Raw genomic sequence first — 21789 nt, forward strand, 5'->3', positions numbered from 1 at the left:
GTCTGCGCGCGTCGCTTCGCTCCTTGCTCCGCCCTGGAATGACGAGGTTCAGGAGCCTTCAGCTCATCGCCAGCGCTTGCGCTGACTTACCCCAGCGGACGTTGATAGCCTTGCCCGACAAGCCTGCAATCTTTCAAATCACTGTGTTGAGGAACTAGCCGTTAGCCACCGTTGCAAGCTTCCGTAGCTCAGCTTCGTACTTGTCCATGACAACGCGAGCGGCGTTCATTTGCCGTTCGCGGCTGTCGTGGCGGACTGGCCTTAGAATGAGGCCGTCGTCGGTTTCAATGATCTGGAACTCATCGCCAACCTGAAGGTTCAAGCTGTCGAGCATTTCGCGCGGCAGCAGTACGGCTCCTGATCCGCCCTCAAGTCCATGGATGATTGTCTTAAACACCGTCGCGCCCTGGTTGTGTCGATTGCTATAGAACAACCTTTCAGGCAAATCGGCAAGAGCCTCACCGTTCGGCCAGCAGCCGATCCATCAGCCGGTTCGCCGCTTCCGGGATGACGGTCCCCGGCGGGAAGATCTCCGCCGCGCCTGCCGCCAGCACCGCGTCGTAATCCTGCGGCGGGATGACGCCACCGGCGACGATCAGCATGTCGGCATAGCCGAGCTTCTTCAGCGCTTCTTTGAGCTCGGGGATCAGCGTCAGGTGCCCGGCGGCCAAGGAGGAGGCGCCGATGATGTCGACGTCATGCTGCACCGCAAGCTTGGCGATCTCGTCCGGCGTTTGGAACATCGGCCCGACGGTGACGTCGAAGCCGAGATCGGCAAAGGCGCTGGCGATCACCTTCTGGCCGCGGTCGTGGCCGTCCTGGCCCATCTTGGCGACCAGGATGCGCGGCTTGCCGCCGGATTTCTTCTCGAACGCGTCGATCTTCTCCTGCAACCGCTCAAGTGCCGGATTGTCGCCGAGCGCGTCGCGATAGACGCCCGAGATCGTCTGCACCGCCGCCGTATGGCGGCCGAACACTTTTTCCAGCGCCAGCGAAATCTCGCCGACCGTGGCGTTGGCGCGCGCCGCGCGGACAGCGAATTCCAGCAGGTTCTCATTGCCCTCGGCGGCATGGGTCAGCGCCGCCAGCGAGTCCTCCAGCGCCGCGACGTCGCGCGTGCCCTTGAGCCGCTGCAGCTTCGCCAGTTGCCGGGCCTTCACCTCGGCATTGTCGATCTTCAAGACATCGACTTCGATATCGGCCTCGGGACGATGCGCATTGACGCCGACCAGAATTTGCTCGCCGGAATCGATTCGCGCCTGGGTGCGGGCGGCGGCTTCCTCGATGCGCAGCTTTGGAATGCCTTGCTCGATCGCCGCCGCCATGCCGCCGAGGCTCTCGACTTCCTCGATATGGGCAAGCGCGCGCGCCGCCAGGTCATGCGTCAGCCGCTCGACATAGGCCGAGCCGCCCCACGGATCGATCATGCGCGTGGTGCCGGATTCCTTCTGCAGGATGAGCTGCGTGTTGCGGGCGATGCGCGCCGAATGGTCGGTCGGCAGCGCCATCGCCTCGTCGAAGGAATTGGTGTGCAGCGACTGGGTGTGTCCCTGCGTCGCCGCCATCGCTTCGATCATGGTGCGGGTGATGTTGTTGTAGGGGTCCTGCGCCGTCAGCGACCAGCCCGAGGTCTGGCAATGGGTGCGCAGCGACAGCGAGCGCTCGTCCTTCGGCGCAAAATTCTTCTTCATCAGGCTCGACCAAAGGAGCCTTGCTGCCCTGAGCTTGGCGACCTCCATGAAGAAGTTCATGCCGATCGCCCAGAAGAAGGAGAGGCGCGGCGCGAAGCGGTCGATGTCGAGGCCTCCCGCAACGCCCGCGCGCGCATATTCGATGCCGTCGGCGATCGTGTAGGCAAGCTCGAGATCGGCGGTCGCGCCGGCTTCCTGCATGTGGTAGCCGGAGATCGAGATCGAGTTGAATTTCGGCATATGCCTGGAGGTGTAGGCAAAGATGTCCGACACGATCCGCATCGAAGGTTTCGGCGGATAGATGTAGGTGTTGCGGACCATGAACTCCTTCAGAATGTCGTTCTGAATGGTGCCAGTGAGATCCTTCTGCGCGACGCCCTGCTCCTCCGCCGCGACGATGTACAGCGCCATGATCGGCAGCACGGCGCCGTTCATGGTCATCGACACCGTCATCTCGTTCAGCGGAATGCCGTCGAACAGCTGGCGCATGTCGAGGATGGAATCGATCGCCACGCCCGCCATGCCGACATCGCCGGCGACGCGTGGGTGGTCGCTGTCATAGCCGCGATGCGTGGCGAGATCGAAGGCAACCGACAGGCCTTTCTGGCCGGCGGCGAGGTTGCGCCGGTAGAAGGCGTTGGATTCCTCCGCCGTCGAGAACCCGGCATATTGCCTTATTGTCCAGGGTTGCTGGACATACATGGTGGGGTAGGGGCCGCGCACGAAGGGCGGCATGCCCGGATAGGTGTCGAGATTGGCGAGCCCCTCGAGGTCGCCTTGGCCGTAAAGATGTTTTACGGCGATGCCTTCCGGCGTCATCCGCTGGCCTTTGAGCTCGACCTGCGCGCGACGCGGCGCCGACCAGCCGATCTGGCTGAAATCCGGGATCATGATCCGGCTCCGATCGACTGATCGATGCGCACCGGAAACAGCGGCTCGCAGGTCGCAACGCCTTCGGTCAGGGCCGGACACCGCTCCTGCGGCAGAGTCTCGACCGGGCGCTCCGTTCCGACGCGGTAAAGCGTCGTGCCGACAATGCCGCGTTCGCCCGACCGGTAGGCGCCGTTGCGCTTGGCGGCGGCGGTTTGCACGCGGTTCTGGATATAGCCCTGCTGCAGGCTGGCGAGCACGCCGCCTTCGGCCTCGATGCGCTGGAATTCTTCCCAGGCCGCAGCGCAGAGACCGTCGGTCAGCGCCTCGACCGCGCCCGAGCCGCTGGCGGGGTCGACAACATGGCCGATATGGCTCTCCTCTGCCATGATGAGCTGCGCATTGCGGGCGACGCGGCGGGCAAAGCCGGCCGGCAGCCCATGCGCGATCGTGTGCGGCAGGATCGAGATCGAATCGGCGCCGCCGGTTGCCGCCGCGAAGGCCGCGATCGCCGTGCGCAGGATATTGGTTTCCGGGTCGGCCATCGTCATCATGCGATATGAGGTCTCGGCATGGACGCTGGCGGTCGAGGCCGGGATCGAGCAGGCTTCCTGGATGCGCGCCCACAGCTTGCGCAGCGCCCGCACCTTGGCCATCGACAGGAACTGGTCCTGGTCGACGCTGAGCGCGAAGCCGATATGGGGTGCTGCATAGACGAGCGGCTGGCGCGCCTTCTCGAACATCCTGAGATAGGACACGACGGACGCCATCATCGTGCCGAGCTCCTGCGCCTCGGTGGCGCCGGCATTGTGGAAGACGCGGCCGTCGGCCTCGAGCAGCACGCCCGGCACGCCCATCGAGAAGAAATGCGCCAGCGATTGCGGCATCGATTCCTGCAGCGCCTCGATCGAGGTGCGCAACCGCCCGGTGCCGGCGAAGATCGCCGCCGGGTCGATGCCGAAGGAAAGGTTGAGCTTGGTCGGATCGGAGCGGCGGCGGCTCAGGAAAGCGAGCAGCCAGTCGGCCACCGCGCGGCTCCAGGGATGCGCGTCGATGCGCACCTGCACGCGGTTGAGCGGCACACCGTCGAGCACTCTTTCCAACGCTTCCGCGGTGCGCGGCAGGCCGTAGCCGAAGGCATTCGGCGCGCCCTCGAAAACCAGCGACAGGCCGGTCGCTCCCTGCTCGATGTCTTCCAGGGCTTGCGCGCCGGCTCGGGCAATGTCCGGGTCGTCGACGCGCTGGCTGACGATCCAGGGCGCGGTCGGATTTGTACGCGGCAATGGCTCGGCGGATGTCGAACGTTGGCTGAGCGGTTCGATACGGATGCCGTCATCGGTGTGGGAGACGAGTTTTTCCTCGAAGGAACCGCCGGCAAGCGCCTTTTCCGCCAGCGCCTGCCAACGCTTGGCGTCCGGGTTCGGAAGGTCGACATCCCTGGTCAAGGCGCCGGCGCCCATCGCTCTCCTCGCTTCTCGGCCGCATCAGCCGGTCCAGCCAATCTAAGGTCAGGAACCGGATATCACAATGCGTCATCCGGCCGGGTTCTCTCGCGGCCTGCCAACCGATTGCCAAACATGCGCGCAATCCGCAAGCGCCAAAGGCCAAATTCGCTGCGCCCCAAATCGATACCGGGCATTGCCGCATGCGGCTGGCGTTACTATACCTCGGGTTGAGGCCTTTGAGCGGAACAGATTGCGGAGACCAGATATGGTTGACGAGACCAGCATCTTCATCGGTGCCAGCCGCAAACCCGACGATTCCTACCAGCGCGCCGAAGAGTTGCTGCTGCGTTACGGCAACCGCCACGGCCTTGTCACCGGAGCCACGGGCACCGGCAAGACCGTCAGCCTGCAGATCCTTGCCGAGGGCTTTTCGAATGCCGGCGTGCCTGTCTTCTGCGCCGACATCAAGGGCGACCTTTCCGGCATATCCATGATGGGCGAGGCCAAGGATTTCCTGGTCAAGCGCGCCGGAGAGGTGAAGCTCGATCCCTATCAGTTCCAGGAATTCCCGGTCATCTTCTGGGATCTGTTCGGTGAGCAGGGCCACCCGATCCGCGCCACCATCTCGGAAATGGGGCCGTTGCTTTTGTCGCGGCTGATGAACCTCACGGAAGCGCAGGAGGGCGTCATGAACATCGCCTTCCGCATCGCCGATGAAGAGGGGCTGCTGCTGCTCGATCTCAAGGACCTGCAGGCGCTGCTCGCCAACATGGCCGATCGCGCCGACCAGCTCAGCGCGCGCTACGGCAATGTCACCAAACCTTCGGTCGGGGCCATCCAGCGCACGCTCCTGGTGCTCGAGAGCCAAGGCGCGGCGAACTTCTTCGGCGAGCCGGCGCTGCGCATCGCGGACATCATGCGCACGACACGCGACGGCCGCGGCGCAATCAGCGTTCTGGCCGCCGACAAGCTGATGATGAATCCCAGGCTCTACGCCACCTTCCTGCTGTGGCTGATGTCGGAGCTGTTCGAGGAACTGCCCGAAGTCGGCGACCTCGACAAGCCGAAGCTGGTCTTCTTCTTCGACGAGGCGCATCTGTTGTTCGAAGACGCGCCGAAAGTGGTGATCGACCGCGTCGAGCAGGTTGTGCGGCTGATCCGCTCCAAGGGCGTCGGCGTCTATTTCGTCACCCAGAACCCGCTCGATATTCCCGAAAAGGTGCTCGCCCAGCTCGGCAATCGCGTTCAGCATGCGCTGCGCGCCTATACGCCGCGCGAGCAGCAGGCGGTGCGCACGGCCGCCGAGACGTTCCGGCCCAACCCCGATTTCGACTGCGCCACCGCGATCACCCAGCTCGCCACCGGCGAAGCGCTGGTCTCGATGCTGGAGGACAAGGGCGTGCCGGCCATGGTCCAGCGCACGCTGATCCGCCCGCCGTCCTCACGGCTCGGCCCGATCAAGCCCGACGAGCGCCGCAAGATCATCGCCGAGAGCCCCGTCGCCGGCCAGTACGACCAGGTCGTCGATCGCGAATCGGCCTTCGAAATGCTGCAGAAGAAGGCCAAGGAGGCGCAAGATGCCGAGGCGCAGGCAAAGCAGCAGAACAGCGGCGGCTCGCGCTGGACCATTCCCGGCTTCGACGATGTTTTGGGAACAGGCAACCGGCGGTCTTCCAACCGCCAGACCGTGGCCGAAGCCGCCATCAAGTCGGTGGTCCGCTCGGTCGGCTCCTCCGTCGGCCGCGCCATCGTGCGCGGCATCCTGGGGAGCCTGGCCCGGGGGCGGTAGGGTCGCGTCGCAACCAGGGCGGCGCTCAGCCGATCTCGATGTTCATCTCGGCGATCAGCCGCTCGCGCCCGGCCAGCGAGTTCAGCGCCTTGTCGCCCAGCTCGCGGGCGACAAGGTTGAGCAGCGCCTCGCAAAACACGACATAGGCGCCCATGCTGTTCGAATAGAAGCTGCTGGCATGCGGAATGAAGAAGGCATGCTCGGCCGGAGGTACGAGCGGCGAGGATCGGGAATCGGTGATCGCGATCACGCTCTGGCCGTTTGCCGCGGCAACGCGGCCGACCTCGGCGACGCTGCGCGTATAGGGCGCGCAACTGGCGATGATGACGACGTCGCCCGGCTCAAGCTGTGACAGGGCTTCGGCGACGCCGAGGCGCGGCGCGTCCAGAAGCGCCACGTCCGAGCGCACCATGCCCAGGCAATAGGTGAGGAAGCTCGCCAGCGAATGGAACTGGCGAACGCCGTGGACGCGCACGCGGCGCGCGCTGGCCAGCAGCGCGGTCGCGCCCTTCAGCGAGGCGCTGTCCAACTGGCCGAGGAAGCCGTCGACATTCGCCGCCGTTTCGCGCGCCAACTGCTCGAAGACCTCGATTTCGGCGCCGCCCGCCGATGGCGTCGCCATCAGCCTTCCGGCCTGGCGGCTGTAGAAATATTGCTGGTCGTTGGCGATGGCCTTGCGGAAGACCGCCTGGAAATCGCTGAAACCTTCGAAGCCGAGACGCTTCGCCAGCCTGGTCAGCGTCGACGGATTGATGCCGAACTGATCGGCGAGTTCCGAGATGGTGCGGACGGCCGATTGCTCTGGCGCCTCGACCAGCTTGGCGAAGACATCATGCGCCTTGGAGCCGAGGGAAAAGCCTGCTTCGTCGCGGCCGACCGAGAGCGCCAGTGCCCTCAGATCCTCGATGGTGCGCGGCGGCTCCGCAACGGCTTCCTCTGGCATCGTTCCTGCTTACCCCGCGACAGGGACCAGCCCCTCCCGCATCTCAAAGCGCGCTGCTTCGTATGCTGCATCGTAGACAGCCCACTCGACCTTGTCAGCCCCGACGCGGAAGACAGCGCTGGCAAGCGTGTTCTCGACATCGCTATCGGCGGGGTCGGTGCGATAGATCGGCAGCTCCGGGTCGGCCGCGTCCCACAATATGCCGAGCGCGCGGCCTTGCGGTTCAGAGTGAGGCGTCTGATCCAGCAGCGCTTCGCCTCGGCGCTGGCGCACGCCGGACGAGCCGGTGACGATCTGCGACATTCGCCCGGTGTCGGCATGGATGAGGTGGTTCGAGTGGACACGCGCCGCTTCGACGCGATCGATTGACAGGGCTTGGGCGGTGAACTCGACGCTGAGCAGCCGCTCGTCGCCCGCCTGCGCCAGGGTCAGGTGAAAGGCGCCGGCGCGCGGCGCCGATCTGAGCAGGGCCATCGCCGCGTCGAGGTCCGGTGCGTCGAGCACGGCGCGGGCGAGCACCATGCGCGGCACTCCCGCGCCGCCGGCCAGCGGCCTGATGTTGTTGACCGTCTGCAGCAGCCCCGCCGATGTCGCCGCGAACGTATGCCCGGGCAGCGAGCCGGGATAGACGAAGGCGGTGAACTGATTGCCGCCCTCGGACGTCACATGGGCCAGCGCGCAGTGGCCGGCGAAATCAGGGTCGCCATCCTCATTGTGGCCGATGACATGGGGTGAGCCAGGCAATTGCACGGTCGTGCAGCCATCCGGCGCCATTGCCCAGATGTCGCCGCGGCAGTTCCACAGGAAGACGTCGTCGAAAGCCAATTCGAGCCCGGCGGCGAGGCCCTTTAGTTCGGCCCAGTATCGTGGAAACCGTTCCCGCACGATCGTCGCCATCGTGCCGATGCGCGGATCGGCGCGCCGCGTGCTGAGCTCGCGCCATGCGGCCGACGTCTGGAAATGGTCGTTGAGCGCCGTCCGGCCGAAGCGCCCGAGGGCGGCCCCGACATCATAGGGCGACCCCGCGACATCGATGAAGGAAAGCCGGCGGCCGGCATCATGCGACATGCTGGAGAAACTCTTTCAAGCGCGGATTTTGCGGGTTTGCAAGCAGCTCCCGCGGCTCGCCGTCGACGGCGATCTTGCCGCCTTCCATGAAGATCAGCCTGGTTCCGACCTTGCGGGCAAAGGCCATCTCGTGGGTGACGACGATCATCGTCATGCCTTCCTCGGCCAGCGCCTGCATCACGCGCAGGACCTCATGCCGCAATTCGGGGTCGAGCGCCGAGGTCGGCTCGTCGAACAGCATCAGCTTCGGCTTGACGGCAAGCGCACGCGCGATGGCAACGCGCTGCTGCTGGCCACCGGAAAGCTCGCTCGGATAGTGATGCGCGCGATCGGCAAGGCCGACCTTGGCAAGCATTTCCAGCGCCTGCTTGCGTGCCTCCTGCCGCGTTTCGCCACGCACGCGGCGCGGGCCGAAGGCGACGTTCTCGATCGCCGTCATCTGCGGAAACAGGTTGAACTGCTGGAAGACCATGCCGGCTTCCTGGCGGATCAGGCGGACCTTGCGGCCGCCGGACTTGACGCTGATGCCGTCGACGACGAGGTCGCCGCCATTGATCTCCTCCAGCGCATTGATGCAGCGAAGTAGCGTCGATTTGCCGGAGCCGGAGGGACCGATCAGGACGACCTTCTCGCCGGGCTCGATCGACAGATCCACCTGGTCGAGTATGGTGACCTGGCCGAAGCGCTTGGTGACTTTCTCGAACGCCACGATGCTCACAGGATGCGCATCCTCTTTTCGGTCAGCCTGAGGATGAGCGTAAGCGTGCCGGTCATGATCAGGTAGAACATCGCCACGGCCGACCAGATCTCGACGGCGCGGAAGTTGGCCGCCATGATTTCCTGGCCTTGCCGGGTGAGTTCGCCGACGCCGATGACGATGAACAGCGAGGTATCCTTCAGGCTGACGATGAACTGGTTGCCCAGCGCCGGGATCATGCGGCGGAAGGCGAGCGGACCGATAATGTAGAAAAGCACTTTCCAGAATGGCAGGCCGAGCGCCAGGCCTGCCTCGCGCAATCCGCGATGCACCGAAAGGAAGGCGCCGCGCACGATCTCGGCGATATAGGCACCGGCATTGATGATGATCGCCATGATGGCGGCGGCCAGCGGGTTGATGCGGACATCCGCCAGGATCGGCAGCGCGAAATAGATGAACATCACCTGCACGATGATCGGGGTGCCGCGAATGATCTCGACATAGATCATGGCGATGGCGTTGAGCACGATGTTGCCGTAGGCGCGCGCCAGCCCGGCCGCAAAGCCGATCACCAGCCCGCCGGCGAGCCCGGCGAGCGCGATCAGCACGGTGAGGCGGGCGCCTTTAAACAACTCCGGCAGGGCCTGCCAGATGACGGACCAGTCGAAATCCATGAGAGCCATCCTTCAGGGAAGGCACGCCGGCCATGCCGGCGCGCCAGGAGATCCAGGGAACCCCGGTGATCAGATCCAAGGGGAACCCTTGTGATCAGCTCTTCGGCGGCTCGGCGCCGAACCACTTCTTGTAGATGTCGGCGTAAGTGCCGTTGGCCTTCAGCTTGGTGATCGAGGCATTGACCTTGGCGACGAGCGGGCTGCCCTTCGGGAAGGCGATGCCATATTGCTGCGCCATCATCTGCGGGCCGACGGTCTTCACTTTCCCCTGGCCGTTGGTCTTGATGTAGTAGAGCACGTTTGGCGTGTCATGCATGGCGGCGTCGGCGCGTCCGGTCGCGACCTCGAGATAGGCGTTGTCGCTGTTCGGGAACAGGCGCAGCTCCGTGCCCTTGAAGTGCTCCTTGGCATAGTCGGTCGCCGACGTGCCGGTCTTCACGGCAAGCGTCTTGCCGACGAGATCATCCGGACCCTTGATCGTGCTGTCGACCGGCACCATCAAAAGGAAGCCGCTGTCGTAATAGCCGTCGGAAAAGTCGATGACCTTCTTGCGCTCGTCCTTGATGGTGATGCCGGCCAGCCCGACATCGACCTGCTTGGTCTGCAGCGCCGGGATGATGCCGTTGAAGTCCATCGGCTGCAGCGTGTAGGTCACGCCGATATCCTTGGCGATCGCGGCCCACAGGTCGATGTCGAAGCCGACATATTTGTCGCCTTCCTTGAATTCGAACGGAACGAAGGCGGTGTCCGTTGCCACGATCAGGTCGTCGGCAAAGGCCGGCTGGCCGAACGCCAGCGTTGCCGCGAGCGCCGCGGCGGCGGTCAGGCTTGCAAGTGCGAACTTCATTTTCGGGTTCCCCTTTTTGTTGGAATTGCCTGGGAAGCGTAACACCGCCAAGCCAGTATCGCAAATTGAAAATGCATTTTTAAACAGAATGCATTTGATATTTGCAAAACGTGGCAATGGAGTGAGCCAGCCGGCGATGCCCGTCAGCAAACTTCAGATGCTTCAGGCGCCGCCCCACTGGCCTCTAAGCGTGTCTGCGCTGGCGAGGGGGAGTCCGCAGGCTTCGACTGTCCGCCTTGTGGCCGCTACGAGATCCTGATTTCCGGCAGCCAGGACTCCGTCGGGCAGGAAAAGATTGTTCTCGAAGCCGACGCGCGCATGTCCGCCGAGCAGCGCGGCTGCCGTCACGCAGGCCGTCTCCTGGTCGCCGAAGGCGCAGGCCATCCAATGGCCGAAGGACGGACTGCCGGGCGCCAGGAACGGCAACAGGTCGGCGGGGGAGGATTTCTGCCCGACCGTGTAGCGGCCGAGCACATAGAGAACCGGCAGATTGTCGAAGGGGATGTGGCCGCGCTGCTTGAGCGTCGCCAGATAGGTCGCCTCCTCGGGCGTATAGAGGATGATCTGCGGTGCGACCTTCTCTTTGCGCAACTGTTCGAGGAAGGCGGCGAAAGCCGCTTCATGCGTTTGGTCAGGCACGAGCTCGCGCAAGGCCAGCGAAACCGCTTCGGGGCGTACTTCCAGCACCACCCGCATCTGCTGTTCGGGCCGATAGAGACCCAAGGCCTCGCTGGTGATCTGGAGGACGAGCCTGTCGCCGACACCCGTCCTGATCGCCGCTATCGCCGCCCGGTAGGCCTCGGCATCGAGCAGGTGGCGTCCGTCGCGGTCGCGGACATGGACATGGATCATGGCGGCGCCGGCATCGAGCGAGGCGGCCGCCACATGCGCCAACTCGTCCGGGCTGATCGGCAGGGCAGGATGGTCGGCCTTCGTGCGTCGTCCGCCGTTCGGCGCCACGGCGATCGCGACCCGATTTTGATCCGGCATCGATTGCTCCATTTGTTGCAAAGATTCAATATATGCCACATATATTGCATGATCCTGCATATGCGTCTATGGTTGCGGCATGATCCGCGCGCCGCTCACCGATGCCATTGTCGAGGTCTTCGAAAGCTTGCCCTCGCAGTTGCAGGGCGCTGCCCGCTATCTTCTCGACAATCCCGAGGACGTCGCGCTGTTGTCGATGCGCGAGCAGGCGCGCCGCGCCGGCCTGCAGCCCTGGACGATGGTGCGCCTGGCCAAGCGGCTGGGCTTCGACGGCTACGAGCCGCTGCGCTCGCTTTACGCCAATGCCATGCGGCAGGGCGAGCTTGGCTTCGCCGGCAAGGCGGGCACACAGCTCGCGCACCAGCAGGAAGTTGGCGACCGGGCGTTGGCCGGCGAGATGGTGCGGTCGCTGGCGGAGCAGATCGCAAGGCTTGGCGAACCCGAACAACTCGACACGCTTGCGGCGGCGGCAGAGCGGCTCCACGCGGCGCGTCGGATATTCTGCCTCGGGCTGCGCTCCAGCCACCCGGTCGTCGCGCATTTTTCCTACGTCATGTCCTTCCTCGGCGAGAAGGCGGTGATGCTGGACGGTGCATCGGGAGCCGGCACCGACGCCATTCGCCTCGCGACCGCCGAAGACGTCCTGTTCGTTGTCAGCGTCGCACCCTACACCAGGCTGACCGTCGATCTTGCCCGCCGCGCGGCGGCTGGTGGTGTGCCGGTGATCGCGCTGACCGACAGCGCCGTGTCACCGCTCGTCGGCTTGGCTGCCCTGTCGGTACTCGTGCCCACGGAAAGCCCGTCCTTCTTCCATGCCATGGCGCCGGCCTTTGTCGTCGGCGAGATCCTGGCGGCGCTGATCGCCGGCAAGGGCGGGGACAAGGCGCTTGCCGCCATTCGCCGCACCGAGGATCAGCTCTCCCAACTCGACATCCACATCTTGCCGCCGCGCGGCCGGAGGAAATCATGACCCATATCCTGCATCGCCAGATTAACGCCGTGCTCCCCGTCGCCAGCGGCGGCAAGGGCATCGAGCTCTTCGACGGCAATGGGCGCGCCTATATCGACGCCTCCGGCGGCGCCGCCGTTTCCTGCCTCGGCCACGGCCATCCCGATGTCATCGCCGCCATGCACCGGCAGGCCGACACGCTGGCCTACGCCCATACCAGCTTCTTCACCAGCGACGTCGCCGAAGCCTTGGCCGACCGGCTCGTCGCCGACGCACCGGCCGGCATCAGCCATGCCTATTTCGTTTCCGGCGGCTCGGAGGCGGTCGAGGCGGCGCTCAAGATGGCGCGGCAGTATTTCGTCGAGGTCGGCCAGCCGCAGCGTCGCAACGTCATCGCGCGCAAGCAGAGCTATCACGGCAACACGCTCGGCGCGCTCGCGACCGGCGGCAACGAATGGCGCCGCGCCCAGTTCCGGCCGCTGCTCATCGAAACCCATCACGTCGACCCATGTTTCGCCTATCGCTTCCAGGAAGCCGGGGAGACCGATGAAGATTATGCGGCTCGCGCGGCGCAGGCGCTGGAAGACAAGATCATTGAGCTCGGACCGGAGACGGTCATGGCCTTTGTCGCCGAGACGGTGGTCGGCGCGACGGCGGGCGCCGTGCCGCCGGTGGCGGATTACTTGCGCCGCATCCGCGACATCTGCGATCGTTACGGCGTGCTCCTGATCCTCGACGAGGTGATGTGCGGGATGGGCCGCACCGGAACGCTGCATGCCTGCGAGCAGGATGGCGTCGCTCCCGACCTGATGACGATCGCCAAGGGCCTGGGCGGCGGCTATCAGCCGATCGGCGCGGTGCTGCTCAGCCGGAAAATCTTCGACGCCTTCGCCAATGGCTCAGGCCTCTTCCAGCACGGCCACACCTATATCTGCCATCCGATGGCCTGCGCTGCGGCGCTCGCCGTTCAGGAAGTCATTGCCCGCGACAGGCTGCTCGACAATGTGAGAGCCATGGGCGCGCATCTGGCGCGCCGGCTTGGCGAGCGCTTCGGCAACCATCCCCATATCGGCGACATTCGCGGCCGCGGCCTGTTCATGGGCGTCGAATTGGTCGAGGACCGTTCGACGAAGCAGCCTTTCGATCCGAAACGGAAGCTGCATGCGCGCATCAAGAAGGCCGCCATGGCGAACGGTCTTCTCGTCTATCCCATGGGCGGCACGATCGACGGAGCCAACGGCGATCACGTGCTGCTCGCGCCGCCCTTCATCTGCGACGTCGCGGCCATCGACGCGATCGTCGAACGCCTCGACGACGCCGTCAGCGAGGCTTTGCGCAGCTAAAGTATCAGCGTGGCCAGGCAATCAGAGGGCAGGGCGCTTGGCTATGGCGAGACCAATGCCAAGCGCGATCATCGCGCCGCCTGACGCCTCCCGCAGGCGGCGGATCGCGCCTGAGCGCCCGGTCGCGCTTTCCCGGATTCGGCTCGCCGCAAAAGCGACCACGACATCGGCCAGCGTGTTGAGCGTCACCGATATGAAGCCGAGAACCATGAACTGCAGGGCAACGTGGCCGGCGCCGAGATTCACGAACTGCGGAATGAAGGCCAGGAAGAAGGCGGCCGTCTTGGGGTTCAGTGCCTCGACCAGCACGCCTTCGCGAAACGCGCGTCGCGCACCGACGGCGGGCGTCGGCGTCCCGCCTTCCAGCATCGTCTTCGCCTCGCGGCGCGCGGCCTGGAACGTGCGAAAGCCCAGCCAGACGAGGTAGACGGCGCCGATCAGCTTCAGCGCCGTGAACAGCTCCGCGCTGGCAAGCACGATTGCCGAAACGCCCAGGCTGCCGGCCAGCACATGGACCATGCCGCCCAGGCCGGTCCCGAAACTCGAGGCAATGCCTTCGGCGCGACCTCCGGCCAGCGTGCGTGCCGCGACATAAAAGATGCCCGGGCCGGGCGTGATCGCGAGCAGGAATGCCGCGGCGAAGTACAAGGCGAACTGGCTAAAATCCGGCATGACGAACTCGTCAGGGAATAGGGTTTCACAACGGAATGAGCGGCGCGACCTCGCGGTCCGACGGACGGTCGCTCGATGACAGGCCGGACACGACACCGGCGCGATCGGCCTCGTTGCGGTTCTGGCTCATCTTGCGCTTGCCTTCGAGCCGCGTGATCGGCATGCGCAGGCCGACAATGCCCTTCAGCTGCGACTGGATGAAATCCGCCGGCGCATCCGCCACGGCCCAGGGCGCGGCGCGCTCGCCTTCATGCAGGTTGGTCAGGCGGGTGACGACCTCGAGCAGCCTGTCGGCATCGTCGAAGAACTCGATCGGCCCGTGGGCATGGACGGCGACATAGTTCCAGGTCGGGACGACCTTCCCGGTCTCCTGCTTGGTCTGGTACCAGGCTGGCGTCACATAGGCATCCGGCCCCATGAACATCGCAAGGGCCTCGCCCACCGGGGGCACCCGCCAATGCGGGTTCGCCTTAGCGACATGGCCGTAGATCACGCCATGCTCGCCCTCGTTCTCATCCAGCAAAAGCGGCAAATTCGTCGCCAGCGGCCCTTCCGCCGTGGCCGTGACCAGAATTGCCAGCCGTGCCGCGCGGATCGTGGCCCTGAGACTCCGGAGATCGTCGTCGCGAAAGGCGGGCGGTGTGTACATTGGCGAAACTCCTTGCGTTGCAGGAAAAGATGCCGGATGTCTGGCTTGCTTGGAATATCCAGTTTTGAAGGTTTTGTGTGGTCCAGTTGGAGCAGGATGGTGTCGCGCGGCAGATCATCGCGGCGATCAAGGAGCAGATCCACAGCGGCACCTATCGGCCCGGCGATCGGCTGCCGTCGACACGGGCCTTTGCCGCCGAATGGGGCGCCTCGCGGACCACGGTCACGGCCGCCTACAATCAGCTCGACGCCGAAGGCTATCTGATCATACGGCATGGCCAGCGCGCCGTCGTTGCCCCGGGGCTGGAGCGGAAGTCTGGAAAGGCGCCTGTCGCGACCATTTCGCCGCGCAACCTCTCGGCCTTCGCACAACGGTTGCTGACCCTGCCTCCGACGGCGTTGGCGCAGCCGGCCAGGATTGCGGATTTCCGCTACGGTGACTTGTCCGGGGCGGACTTCCCGGTGCTGGCCTGGCGGCGGGCGTCGAGCAAGGCCATCCTGCGGCGCCCCGCCCGGCTGCGCTATGGCGATCCTCAGGGGGCTTCCGTTCTGCGCAACGCGCTCCAGGCCTATCTCTGGCGGGCGCGCGGCATCAATTGCACGACCGACCAGATCGTCATCGTCAACGGCTCGCAGCAGGGGCTGGACCTCTGCGCGCGACTGCTGCTCGATCCCGGCGACCCCTTCGTGATCGAGAACCCGGGTTATCTGCTGGCACGCCACGCCTTTGTGGCGGTGGGAGGCATTGCCGTCCCCGTTCCTGTCGACGCGGATGGGCTAAGGACGGACGCGCTGCCGCCGGCCCGTCTCGCCTATGTGACGCCTTCGCATCAGTTTCCGCTCGGCGGCGTGCTTTCGGCAACGCGGCGGCGGGCGCTGCTGGCCTGGGTAGCCGGCGCGGGGGCCTATGTGGTGGAGGACGACTATGACGGCGAATACCGTCACGACATCAGTCCCATCCCGCCGCTGCAGGCGCTCGACGCGGATAGCGTCATCTATGTCGGTACGCTGTCCAAGACGCTCTCGCCGACCTTGAGGCTCGGCTATCTCGTCGTCCCCGCTAGCTTGCGCCGGGCGTTCGCCGAGGCCAAGCGCCTGACCGACCGGCACGCGCCGATGCTGGAACAGGACGTGCTGGCCGAGTTGCTGGCGAGCGGCGCCTACGAGCGCCACGTGCGCAGCATCCGCAGGAAGAACGCCGAGCGCAGACAGGTCTTGCTGCAGGCTTTGACTGAACATCTGGGGCCAGGGGTCACCGTCGCGGGAGCCGATACCGGCCTGCATGTCGTCGCCTGGATGAACGGTATCGATGCCGGACGTGAACCGGCTATCATCGCCGCGGCGCGCGCGGCGGGGATAGGCCTCTATCCCGTGTCGCCGCTTTACGATCCGAGCGGGCCGCGACCGGAAACGGCCGGCTTCATTCTTGGCTATGCCGGGCTGGACTCGGATGCGTTGCGCCGCGGCGTTGCGGTGCTGGCCGCCATATTGGCCGAGCACCGCTGACGAAACCGACAGGTTCAGAAAATCTCGTTGGTGAGCCGCTTCACCGGACCGAGCAGGATCGAGCCGGTCGGCACGCCATTGTCGATCGGGATCGCCTTGCGCTCCGGCATGTCCTCTTCCGGCGCGCCGACATTGGCTGTCACGATGACTGGCGTCTTGGTCGGCACGCGGTCGTAGAGGTCGATGATGTCCTGGTTGATCAGGCGCACGCAGCCCGACGACACCGACTTGCCGATCGACCACCATTCGGGCGAACCGTGTAGGCGGTAAAGCGTGTCCTGGTTGCCCTGGAAGAGATAGAGCGCGCGCGCGCCGAGCGGGTTCTTCAGACCACCCGGCATGCCGCCATTCTTGGCGCTGTATTGCGTCAGTTCCGGTTGGCGCGCCACCATCTCGTCCGGTGGCGTCCATTTCGGCCACTTCTGCTTCCACTGCACGACCGCGTCGCCCGACCATTCGAAGCCGGCGCGGCCGAGGCCGACGCCGTAGCGGATCGCCTGGCCGCCCTCGCGCACCAGATAGAGGAAATGGCCGGTGGTATCGACGACGATGGTGCCTGGACGCTGTCCGGTCGGATCGGGGACGATCTGACGCAAGAATTTGTGATCGATCTTGTTCACCGGGATGGCCGGCAGGTCGAAGCCATTGTCCGACATCGCGCCATACATCGTCTCGTAGTCGCCGAGCGGCGGCTCGACATAGGCGGGCGGTGGCGGCTGGACGGGGGCTGGGGCGGGACCGGTGGTGGCGCACGCGGATACGGCGGCCGAAGCAGCACCGAGGGCTGTGAAATTGAGGAAGCCACGGCGGCTGATGCGGAAGGAAGCGTCTAACATGGTTGCCTTTTCTAGGTCTTAATTCGCAAGAAAGCATGAATCCGAAGGCTCATCGCCGGCGGCATCCATAACAGTCGGCGGCGATAGGCGGTTCCAATTCTGGCCTGAGGGTGGACAGAAAAAGGCGAAGCTGTGACCGCGCCACAGCTGTTGCGCTGCAGCAACAGCAGGCTCAGACGCCCGCCAGGAGACCTTCGAGCGAAGGCAGGATCAGCCCCGGCTGGAGGTCGCGGTATTCATCCGGCTGGTTGGTCCGGTTGATCCAGACCGTACGGAAACCGAACTTTGTGGCGCCGGCGATGTCCCAGCGGTTCGACGACTGGAACGACACCGCGCCCGGATAGAGCCGCCAGCCGGTGACCACCATGTCGTAGACCGACGGGTCGGTCTTGAAGCGTTTGACCTGGTCGACCGAGAACACGTCGTCGAGGATCTGGTCGAGCGCCGCGGACTTGACCGCCGCATCGAGCATTTCAGGCGAGCCGTTGGATAAGATAGCGAGCTTCGCGCCCGAGGCCTTGAGCGCCTTCAGCACGGCGGGCACCTCGGGGTAGCAGTCGAGCCGCCAATAGGCTTCGAGCAGTTTCGTTCGCAGCGCCGGATCGGCCGATGGAACCTTGCGCAACGCAAAATCGAGCGCCTGCTCGGTCAATTGCCAGAAATCGGCGTAGGCACCCCCCATCAGCGTCCGCACCCAGGAATATTCGAGCTGCTTGGCGCGCCAGATCTCGGAGAGAAGCTGGCCGTCCGGGCCGATCTCGCCGGCGTGGCGGCGCACGGCGGCGTGCACGTCGAACAACGTGCCGTAGGCGTCGAAGACATAGGCCGCATGATGCATATCTCAAGTTTTGCGGCGACAAGGCGCGCCGTGCAAGCGCTGATTGTGCCTAAGTATCGCTGGCCTCAACGATTTTCTGGCCATGTCGGTTGACGCCAACCGTCAAAGCGTCGTCCTATGGCAGTCCGAAATCACTCATTTGGACGGCGAACATGACACTGGCGGCGGCGGCGCAAACCGCGACTTGGACCTATGTGGACGGCGACTGGTACGAGGGCAACGTCGCTATTCTCGGGCCGCGCAGCCACGCCATGTGGCTGGGCACCAGCGTCTTCGATGGTGGCCGCTGGTTCGAGGGCGTGGCGCCAGACCTCGAGCTTCACTCCGCCCGCGTCAACGCCTCGGCGACGGCGCTTGGCCTGAAGCCCACCATGACCGCCGAGGAGATCGTCGGCCTGACCCGGGACGGCCTGAAGAAATTCGACGGCAAGACGGCGGTCTATATCAGGCCGATGTATTGGGCCGAGCATGGCGGCTATATGGGCGTGCCGGCCGATCCCGCCTCGACGCGCTTCTGCCTCTGCCTCTATGAATCGCCAATGATCCCGCCATCCGGCTTTTCGGTCGGCGTTTCGCCGTTCCGGCGCCCGACCATCGAGACCATGCCGACCAACGCCAAGGCCGGCTGCCTCTATCCCAACAACGGCCGCGCCATCCTGGAGGCCAAGAACCGCGGCTTCGACAATGCGCTGGTGCTCGACATGCTGGGCAATGTCGCCGAGACCGGAACCTCCAACATCTTCCTGGTCAAGGACGGCCATGTGATGACGCCGGCCCCGAACGGAACGTTCCTCTCCGGCATCACCCGCTCGCGCACCATCAACCTGCTCGGCGACTACGGTTTCAGGACCACCGAAAAGACCCTGTCGATTCGCGATTTCCTCGAAGCCGACGAGATCTTCTCGACCGGCAACCACTCGAAGGTGGTTCCCATCACCCGCATCGAAAACCGCGACCTGCAGCCCGGACCGGTGGCCAAGAAGGCGCGCGAGCTCTATTGGGAATGGGCGCATTCGACGTCCGCCGCCTGATCCATTCGAGCGTTTCACCGTTTCACGCAAACGGCGAACGGCTCCGCCTCGTTATTTTTGCGCAATTTTGGGCGGAAAACCGTTTCGCACTTTTCCCGGAATTGCTCTAAAAAGTCGCTCGGCGCTCCATTGTGGAGTTGCCCTGACCCATTCCAGACCTATCTTAGCTCGGTAATATCACCGGACTTTTTCCTCGAGGGAGTACCATCCATGGCTTTTGAGTTGCCCGCCTTGCCTTATGACTACGAGGCCCTGCAGCCTTACATGTCTAAGGAGACGCTGGAGTATCACCACGACAAGCACCACAAGGCCTATGTCGACAACGGCAACAAGCTGGCGGCCGAGGCCGGAATGGGCGACCTGTCGGTCGAAGAGGTCGTGAAGCAGTCCTTCGGCAAGAATGCCGGGCTCTTCAACAACGCGGCCCAGCATTACAACCACATCCATTTCTGGAAGTGGATGAAGAAGGGCGGCGGCGGCAACAAGCTGCCGGGTGCGCTGCAGAAGGCGGTCGACAGCGATCTCGGCGGCTACGACAAGTTCAAGGCGGATTTCATCGCCGCCGGCACCACCCAGTTCGGCTCCGGCTGGGCCTGGGTCTCGGTCAAGAACGGCAAGCTGGAAATCTCCAAGACGCCGAACGGCGAGAACCCGCTGGTCCATGGCGGCTCGCCGATCCTCGGCGTCGACGTCTGGGAGCACTCCTACTACATCGACTACCGCAACGCGCGGCCGAAATATCTCGAAGCTTTCGTCGACAGCCTGATCAACTGGGACCACGTCCTGGAAATGTATGAAAAGGCTCGCGCATGACGCCGAAAATCGAGATCGATTTTCGGAAAGGATCATGCGCAGAATCAAAGCGTTGCAGCGTCTTTTGCGCGCCGAAAGGCGCGCGGCGCTGTAATGGCTGAGCGATTGTGATGAAAAGCCCCGGCACGCCGGGGCTTTTCTTTTTCGGGCAAGGAGAAGCCACGAGGAGCCCGGCATAATCGTCGCGGCGAAAGGGAATAATCCCGCTGCGACGCCCGTTAACATCGAGAACTCTCTTCACCATGGAGCCAATTGAATGAGAAAGCTTGTCCTCGCCATCTCTATGCTCGCCTTTGCCGGCTCGGCCGCCTTTGCCGATCCGATTCAGGATCGCCAGGCCCTGATGAAGGAGCGCGGCAAGCTGGCCGGCCAGTTGTCGAAGGTCGTCAAAGGCGAGGAGGATTTCGACGCGGCCGCCGTGCTGACGACGCTGAAGGCCCTGCAGGCCAATGCCGAGAAGTTCGATACCGAAAAGCTTTTCCCGGCCGGCTCGGACCAGGGCGACACGACGGCCGCGCCGAAGATCTGGGAAGATATGGCCGGCTTCAAGGCTGCCGAGGACAAGTTCCTGACCAACGCCAAGGAAGCGGTAGCCTCCCCGCCGGGCGATGTCGATGGTCTGAAGGCGCAGCTCAACACCCTTGGCGGCGATTGCGGCGCCTGCCATCAAAGCTACAGGGTCAAGAAGGGCTGATCGCCCGAGATGGCCTGGCTGAAGAAGCTCGTCGGCGCCGTCATCGTGCTTGGCGGCGCCGCGGCGACGGCCGGCTGGGTCCTGTCGGCGCCGGCCAGGCTTGACGCTGCGGCCGTCGCCCAGCTCGGCCCCGGCGACGCCGCCAAAGGCAAGCGCATCTTCTACGCCGGGGGCTGCACCTCCTGCCATGCCAAGCCGGGCGCCCAGGGCGACGCCCGCCTTGAACTCGTCGGCGGCCTGGAGCTCAAGACGCCGTTCGGCACCTTCGTGCCGCCCAACATCTCGCAGGACCGGAAGGACGGCATCGGCGCCTGGAGCGAGGAGGACTTCGCCAACGCCATGCTGAAAGGCGTGTCGCCTTCCGGCGAGCATTTCTATCCGGCCTTCCCTTACGCGTCCTACGCGCGCATGAAGCCGGCCGACATCGCCGACCTCTACGCCTTCATGAAGACGCTGCCGGCGGTTGCCGGCAAGGCGCCGGATCACAGGCTTTCCTTTCCCTTCACCATCCGCCGCGGCATCGGCCTGTGGAAGCGTCTCTATCTCAGCCCCGAGCCCGTGATAGCGCTGCCCGACGGCACGCCGGACAAGCTGCTGGCCGGGCGTTATCTGGTCGAGGGGCCCGGCCATTGCGGCGAATGCCACACGCCGCGCGATTTCGCCGGCGGTATCAAGAAGGGCGAGTGGCTGGCGGGCGCCGTGGCCGCCGAAGGCTCGGGCGTCGTGCCCAACGTCACCCCGGACGGGAAGAGCATCAAGGACTGGTCCGAGGCCGACATCGCCAACTATCTCGAGACCGGCTTCACGCCCGAGTTCGATTCCGTCGGCGGCGCCATGGTCGATGTGCAGAAAAACATGGCGCAGCTGACGGCCGACGACCGCGCCGCGATCGCCGCCTATCTCAAGGCCGTCCCGCCGCATCCGAATGGCTACCCGGCGCGCAAGCCGGCGAGTTGACCTCGCTTACGCTGCCGCTACCCCATTTTTACAGGTGGCGGTCGCCCAGGAAATCGAAGCCGTCTTCGAAGAAGTGGTTGTAGTTGCAGGTCAGTTCCTCGCCTGGCGCGATGTCGCGCAGCGCGTAGGTCTCCTCGGGCGAGGAGACGTCGCAGTTCGGATTGTCGTCGTGGTTCATGTAGCGCGCGTCGTCGGCCTCGAAGACGATGAAGCTCGGATCGTGCCGGTCCGGGTAGGAATAGCGGTCGAGATAGGATTTCACCGGGCCGATCTGGGCCTCGTAGGTGTCGACTGGGATCCGGCGGTCGAACCTTGGGTCGAGCTTCCAGACCAGCGTACCCTTGGCGATGTGGCTCCTGGCGAAGACGCCGATGCCCTGGATGGCGGATTTGTCGAGATACGTGTCGACGAGCAGCATGAGGATCCTTGCGAGTGAATGGTCGCGGCCGGGAGAAGCCATGTCGAAAAAGGGCGGCATTGGGTAGCGC

Annotated in this window: 23 protein-coding genes; 8 read left to right on the forward strand and 15 right to left on the reverse strand. The window is 64.7% G+C overall.

Annotated elements, in window-relative coordinates; all coding sequences use genetic code 11:
• Window positions 1-154: 154 nt before the first annotated feature.
• The 3 genes from RFM52_RS22895 to RFM52_RS22905 form a co-directional block, all read right to left on the reverse strand.
• A complete protein-coding gene (locus RFM52_RS22895; protein ID WP_320294877.1) occupies window positions 155-397 on the reverse strand; it encodes an AbrB/MazE/SpoVT family DNA-binding domain-containing protein in 243 nt (80 codons plus the stop codon).
• Between the two features lie 61 nt (window positions 398-458).
• A complete protein-coding gene (gene scpA / locus RFM52_RS22900; RefSeq protein ID WP_320294878.1) occupies window positions 459-2582 on the reverse strand; it encodes a methylmalonyl-CoA mutase in 2124 nt (707 codons plus the stop codon).
• Window positions 2579-4021 carry a methylmalonyl-CoA mutase subunit beta gene (locus RFM52_RS22905; RefSeq protein WP_320294879.1) on the reverse strand — a complete coding sequence of 481 codons (1443 nt, stop codon included), beginning with the start codon at window positions 4019-4021 and terminating at the stop codon, window positions 2579-2581. The genes scpA and RFM52_RS22905 overlap by 4 nt, the downstream gene beginning before the upstream one ends.
• A gap of 250 nt (window positions 4022-4271) precedes the next feature.
• On the opposite strand from RFM52_RS22905, the gene RFM52_RS22910 reads away from it, so the two are divergent.
• Window positions 4272-5795, forward strand: a complete 1524-nt coding sequence (locus tag RFM52_RS22910) for a helicase HerA-like C-terminal domain-containing protein (protein WP_320294880.1) — start codon at window positions 4272-4274, stop codon at window positions 5793-5795.
• Between the two features lie 25 nt (window positions 5796-5820).
• Here the strand turns inward: RFM52_RS22910 and RFM52_RS22915 are convergent, their stop codons facing one another.
• From RFM52_RS22915 to RFM52_RS22940, 6 genes are all read right to left on the reverse strand, one after another.
• The gene (locus tag RFM52_RS22915; RefSeq protein WP_320294881.1) at window positions 5821-6738 is read right to left on the reverse strand and encodes a MurR/RpiR family transcriptional regulator; all 918 of its coding nucleotides are present in this window, start codon (window positions 6736-6738) and stop codon (window positions 5821-5823) included.
• Window positions 6739-6747: 9 nt separating this feature from the next.
• Complete coding sequence (locus tag RFM52_RS22920) at window positions 6748-7806, reverse strand: C45 family peptidase (RefSeq protein ID WP_320294882.1); 1059 nt, start codon at window positions 7804-7806, stop codon at window positions 6748-6750.
• Entirely contained in the window at window positions 7796-8524 is a 729-nt protein-coding gene (gene glnQ / locus RFM52_RS22925) for a glutamine ABC transporter ATP-binding protein GlnQ (RefSeq protein ID WP_320294883.1), read from the reverse strand. Before glnQ ends, RFM52_RS22920 begins: the two co-directional genes overlap by 11 nt.
• A complete protein-coding gene (glnP, locus tag RFM52_RS22930; protein ID WP_320294884.1) occupies window positions 8521-9177 on the reverse strand; it encodes a glutamine ABC transporter permease GlnP in 657 nt (218 codons plus the stop codon). Before glnP ends, glnQ begins: the two co-directional genes overlap by 4 nt.
• A 94-nt stretch (window positions 9178-9271) precedes the next feature.
• The gene (gene glnH / locus RFM52_RS22935) at window positions 9272-10024 is read right to left on the reverse strand and encodes a glutamine ABC transporter substrate-binding protein GlnH (RefSeq protein WP_320294885.1); all 753 of its coding nucleotides are present in this window, start codon (window positions 10022-10024) and stop codon (window positions 9272-9274) included.
• Window positions 10025-10186: 162 nt separating this feature from the next.
• Window positions 10187-11014 (reverse strand): beta-keto acid cleavage family enzyme, encoded by an 828-nt coding sequence (locus RFM52_RS22940; protein WP_320294886.1) that lies wholly within the window; start codon window positions 11012-11014, stop codon window positions 10187-10189.
• A 79-nt stretch (window positions 11015-11093) separates the two neighbouring features.
• On the opposite strand from RFM52_RS22940, the gene RFM52_RS22945 reads away from it, so the two are divergent.
• Together RFM52_RS22945 and RFM52_RS22950 are read left to right on the forward strand one after the other, a co-directional pair.
• Window positions 11094-11984, forward strand: a complete 891-nt coding sequence (locus RFM52_RS22945) for a MurR/RpiR family transcriptional regulator (RefSeq protein ID WP_320294887.1) — start codon at window positions 11094-11096, stop codon at window positions 11982-11984.
• Window positions 11981-13306 (forward strand): aspartate aminotransferase family protein, encoded by a 1326-nt coding sequence (locus RFM52_RS22950; protein WP_320294888.1) that lies wholly within the window; start codon window positions 11981-11983, stop codon window positions 13304-13306. Before RFM52_RS22945 ends, RFM52_RS22950 begins: the two co-directional genes overlap by 4 nt.
• A 21-nt stretch (window positions 13307-13327) precedes the next feature.
• On the opposite strand, the gene RFM52_RS22955 is transcribed toward RFM52_RS22950, so the two are convergent.
• On the reverse strand, window positions 13328-13978 hold the full coding sequence (locus RFM52_RS22955; protein WP_320294889.1) for a LysE family translocator: 651 nt from the start codon (window positions 13976-13978) through the stop codon (window positions 13328-13330).
• Window positions 13979-14003: 25 nt separating this feature from the next.
• Window positions 14004-14627: an FMN-binding negative transcriptional regulator gene (locus RFM52_RS22960; RefSeq protein WP_320294890.1), complete on the reverse strand. Its 624-nt coding sequence runs from the start codon at window positions 14625-14627 to the stop codon at window positions 14004-14006.
• A 77-nt stretch (window positions 14628-14704) separates the two neighbouring features.
• Here RFM52_RS22960 and pdxR point away from each other — a divergent pair, with 77 nt between their 5' ends.
• Entirely contained in the window at window positions 14705-16132 is a 1428-nt protein-coding gene (pdxR, locus tag RFM52_RS22965; RefSeq protein ID WP_320294891.1) for a MocR-like pyridoxine biosynthesis transcription factor PdxR, read from the forward strand.
• Window positions 16133-16146: 14 nt separating this feature from the next.
• On the opposite strand, the gene RFM52_RS22970 is transcribed toward pdxR, so the two are convergent.
• Window positions 16147-16968: a L,D-transpeptidase gene (locus RFM52_RS22970; protein WP_320294892.1), complete on the reverse strand. Its 822-nt coding sequence runs from the start codon at window positions 16966-16968 to the stop codon at window positions 16147-16149.
• 172 nt (window positions 16969-17140) lie between these two features.
• Window positions 17141-17806 (reverse strand): haloacid dehalogenase type II, encoded by a 666-nt coding sequence (locus RFM52_RS22975; protein WP_320294893.1) that lies wholly within the window; start codon window positions 17804-17806, stop codon window positions 17141-17143.
• A 152-nt stretch (window positions 17807-17958) separates the two neighbouring features.
• Between RFM52_RS22975 and RFM52_RS22980 the strand changes: the two genes are divergently transcribed.
• Window positions 17959-18837, forward strand: a complete 879-nt coding sequence (locus RFM52_RS22980) for a branched-chain amino acid aminotransferase (protein ID WP_320294894.1) — start codon at window positions 17959-17961, stop codon at window positions 18835-18837.
• A 210-nt stretch (window positions 18838-19047) separates the two neighbouring features.
• Entirely contained in the window at window positions 19048-19650 is a 603-nt protein-coding gene (locus tag RFM52_RS22985) for a superoxide dismutase (RefSeq protein WP_217576125.1), read from the forward strand.
• Here the strand turns inward: RFM52_RS22985 and RFM52_RS22990 are convergent.
• Complete coding sequence (locus tag RFM52_RS22990) at window positions 19604-19894, reverse strand: hypothetical protein (protein WP_320294895.1); 291 nt, start codon at window positions 19892-19894, stop codon at window positions 19604-19606. The genes RFM52_RS22985 and RFM52_RS22990 overlap by 47 nt on opposite strands.
• A gap of 12 nt (window positions 19895-19906) precedes the next feature.
• On the opposite strand from RFM52_RS22990, the gene RFM52_RS22995 reads away from it, so the two are divergent.
• Together RFM52_RS22995 and RFM52_RS23000 are read left to right on the forward strand one after the other, a co-directional pair.
• Window positions 19907-20344: a c-type cytochrome gene (locus tag RFM52_RS22995; RefSeq protein ID WP_320294896.1), complete on the forward strand. Its 438-nt coding sequence runs from the start codon at window positions 19907-19909 to the stop codon at window positions 20342-20344.
• Between the two features lie 9 nt (window positions 20345-20353).
• Window positions 20354-21301, forward strand: coding sequence for a cytochrome c (locus tag RFM52_RS23000; RefSeq protein ID WP_320294897.1), 948 nt, complete (start codon window positions 20354-20356; stop codon window positions 21299-21301).
• A gap of 28 nt (window positions 21302-21329) precedes the next feature.
• Here RFM52_RS23000 and RFM52_RS23005 read toward each other — a convergent pair whose 3' ends face one another.
• The gene (locus RFM52_RS23005; RefSeq protein ID WP_320294898.1) at window positions 21330-21719 is read right to left on the reverse strand and encodes an SET domain-containing protein; all 390 of its coding nucleotides are present in this window, start codon (window positions 21717-21719) and stop codon (window positions 21330-21332) included.
• Between the last annotated feature and the right edge of the window lie 70 nt (window positions 21720-21789).

The organism is Mesorhizobium humile (genome assembly GCF_033977215.1).
Lineage (GTDB): Bacteria > Pseudomonadota > Alphaproteobacteria > Rhizobiales > Rhizobiaceae > Mesorhizobium > Mesorhizobium humile.

Excerpts from the sequence above, each read along its gene's own strand:
- RFM52_RS22950 (WP_320294888.1), top strand. The coding sequence starts at position 11,981 with ATGACCCATATCCTGCATCGCCAGATTAACGCCGTGCTCCCCGTCGCC.
- RFM52_RS22940 (WP_320294886.1), bottom strand. The coding sequence starts at position 11,014 with ATGCCGGATCAAAATCGGGTCGCGATCGCCGTGGCGCCGAACGGCGGA.
- scpA (WP_320294878.1), bottom strand. The coding sequence starts at position 2,582 with ATGATCCCGGATTTCAGCCAGATCGGCTGGTCGGCGCCGCGTCGCGCG.
- RFM52_RS22920 (WP_320294882.1), bottom strand. The coding sequence starts at position 7,806 with ATGTCGCATGATGCCGGCCGCCGGCTTTCCTTCATCGATGTCGCGGGG.
- RFM52_RS22915 (WP_320294881.1), bottom strand. The coding sequence starts at position 6,738 with ATGCCAGAGGAAGCCGTTGCGGAGCCGCCGCGCACCATCGAGGATCTG.
- RFM52_RS23000 (WP_320294897.1), top strand. The coding sequence starts at position 20,354 with ATGGCCTGGCTGAAGAAGCTCGTCGGCGCCGTCATCGTGCTTGGCGGC.
- RFM52_RS22945 (WP_320294887.1), top strand. The coding sequence starts at position 11,094 with ATGATCCGCGCGCCGCTCACCGATGCCATTGTCGAGGTCTTCGAAAGC.
- RFM52_RS22970 (WP_320294892.1), bottom strand. The coding sequence starts at position 16,968 with ATGTTAGACGCTTCCTTCCGCATCAGCCGCCGTGGCTTCCTCAATTTC.
- RFM52_RS22905 (WP_320294879.1), bottom strand. The coding sequence starts at position 4,021 with ATGGGCGCCGGCGCCTTGACCAGGGATGTCGACCTTCCGAACCCGGAC.
- RFM52_RS22990 (WP_320294895.1), bottom strand. The coding sequence starts at position 19,894 with ATGGTGAAGAGAGTTCTCGATGTTAACGGGCGTCGCAGCGGGATTATT.
- glnH (WP_320294885.1), bottom strand. The coding sequence starts at position 10,024 with ATGAAGTTCGCACTTGCAAGCCTGACCGCCGCCGCGGCGCTCGCGGCA.
- RFM52_RS22910 (WP_320294880.1), top strand. The coding sequence starts at position 4,272 with ATGGTTGACGAGACCAGCATCTTCATCGGTGCCAGCCGCAAACCCGAC.
- RFM52_RS22980 (WP_320294894.1), top strand. The coding sequence starts at position 17,959 with ATGACACTGGCGGCGGCGGCGCAAACCGCGACTTGGACCTATGTGGAC.
- RFM52_RS23005 (WP_320294898.1), bottom strand. The coding sequence starts at position 21,719 with ATGCTGCTCGTCGACACGTATCTCGACAAATCCGCCATCCAGGGCATC.
- RFM52_RS22975 (WP_320294893.1), bottom strand. The coding sequence starts at position 17,806 with ATGCATCATGCGGCCTATGTCTTCGACGCCTACGGCACGTTGTTCGAC.
- RFM52_RS22955 (WP_320294889.1), bottom strand. The coding sequence starts at position 13,978 with ATGCCGGATTTTAGCCAGTTCGCCTTGTACTTCGCCGCGGCATTCCTG.
- RFM52_RS22985 (WP_217576125.1), top strand. The coding sequence starts at position 19,048 with ATGGCTTTTGAGTTGCCCGCCTTGCCTTATGACTACGAGGCCCTGCAG.
- glnP (WP_320294884.1), bottom strand. The coding sequence starts at position 9,177 with ATGGATTTCGACTGGTCCGTCATCTGGCAGGCCCTGCCGGAGTTGTTT.
- RFM52_RS22995 (WP_320294896.1), top strand. The coding sequence starts at position 19,907 with ATGAGAAAGCTTGTCCTCGCCATCTCTATGCTCGCCTTTGCCGGCTCG.
- RFM52_RS22960 (WP_320294890.1), bottom strand. The coding sequence starts at position 14,627 with ATGTACACACCGCCCGCCTTTCGCGACGACGATCTCCGGAGTCTCAGG.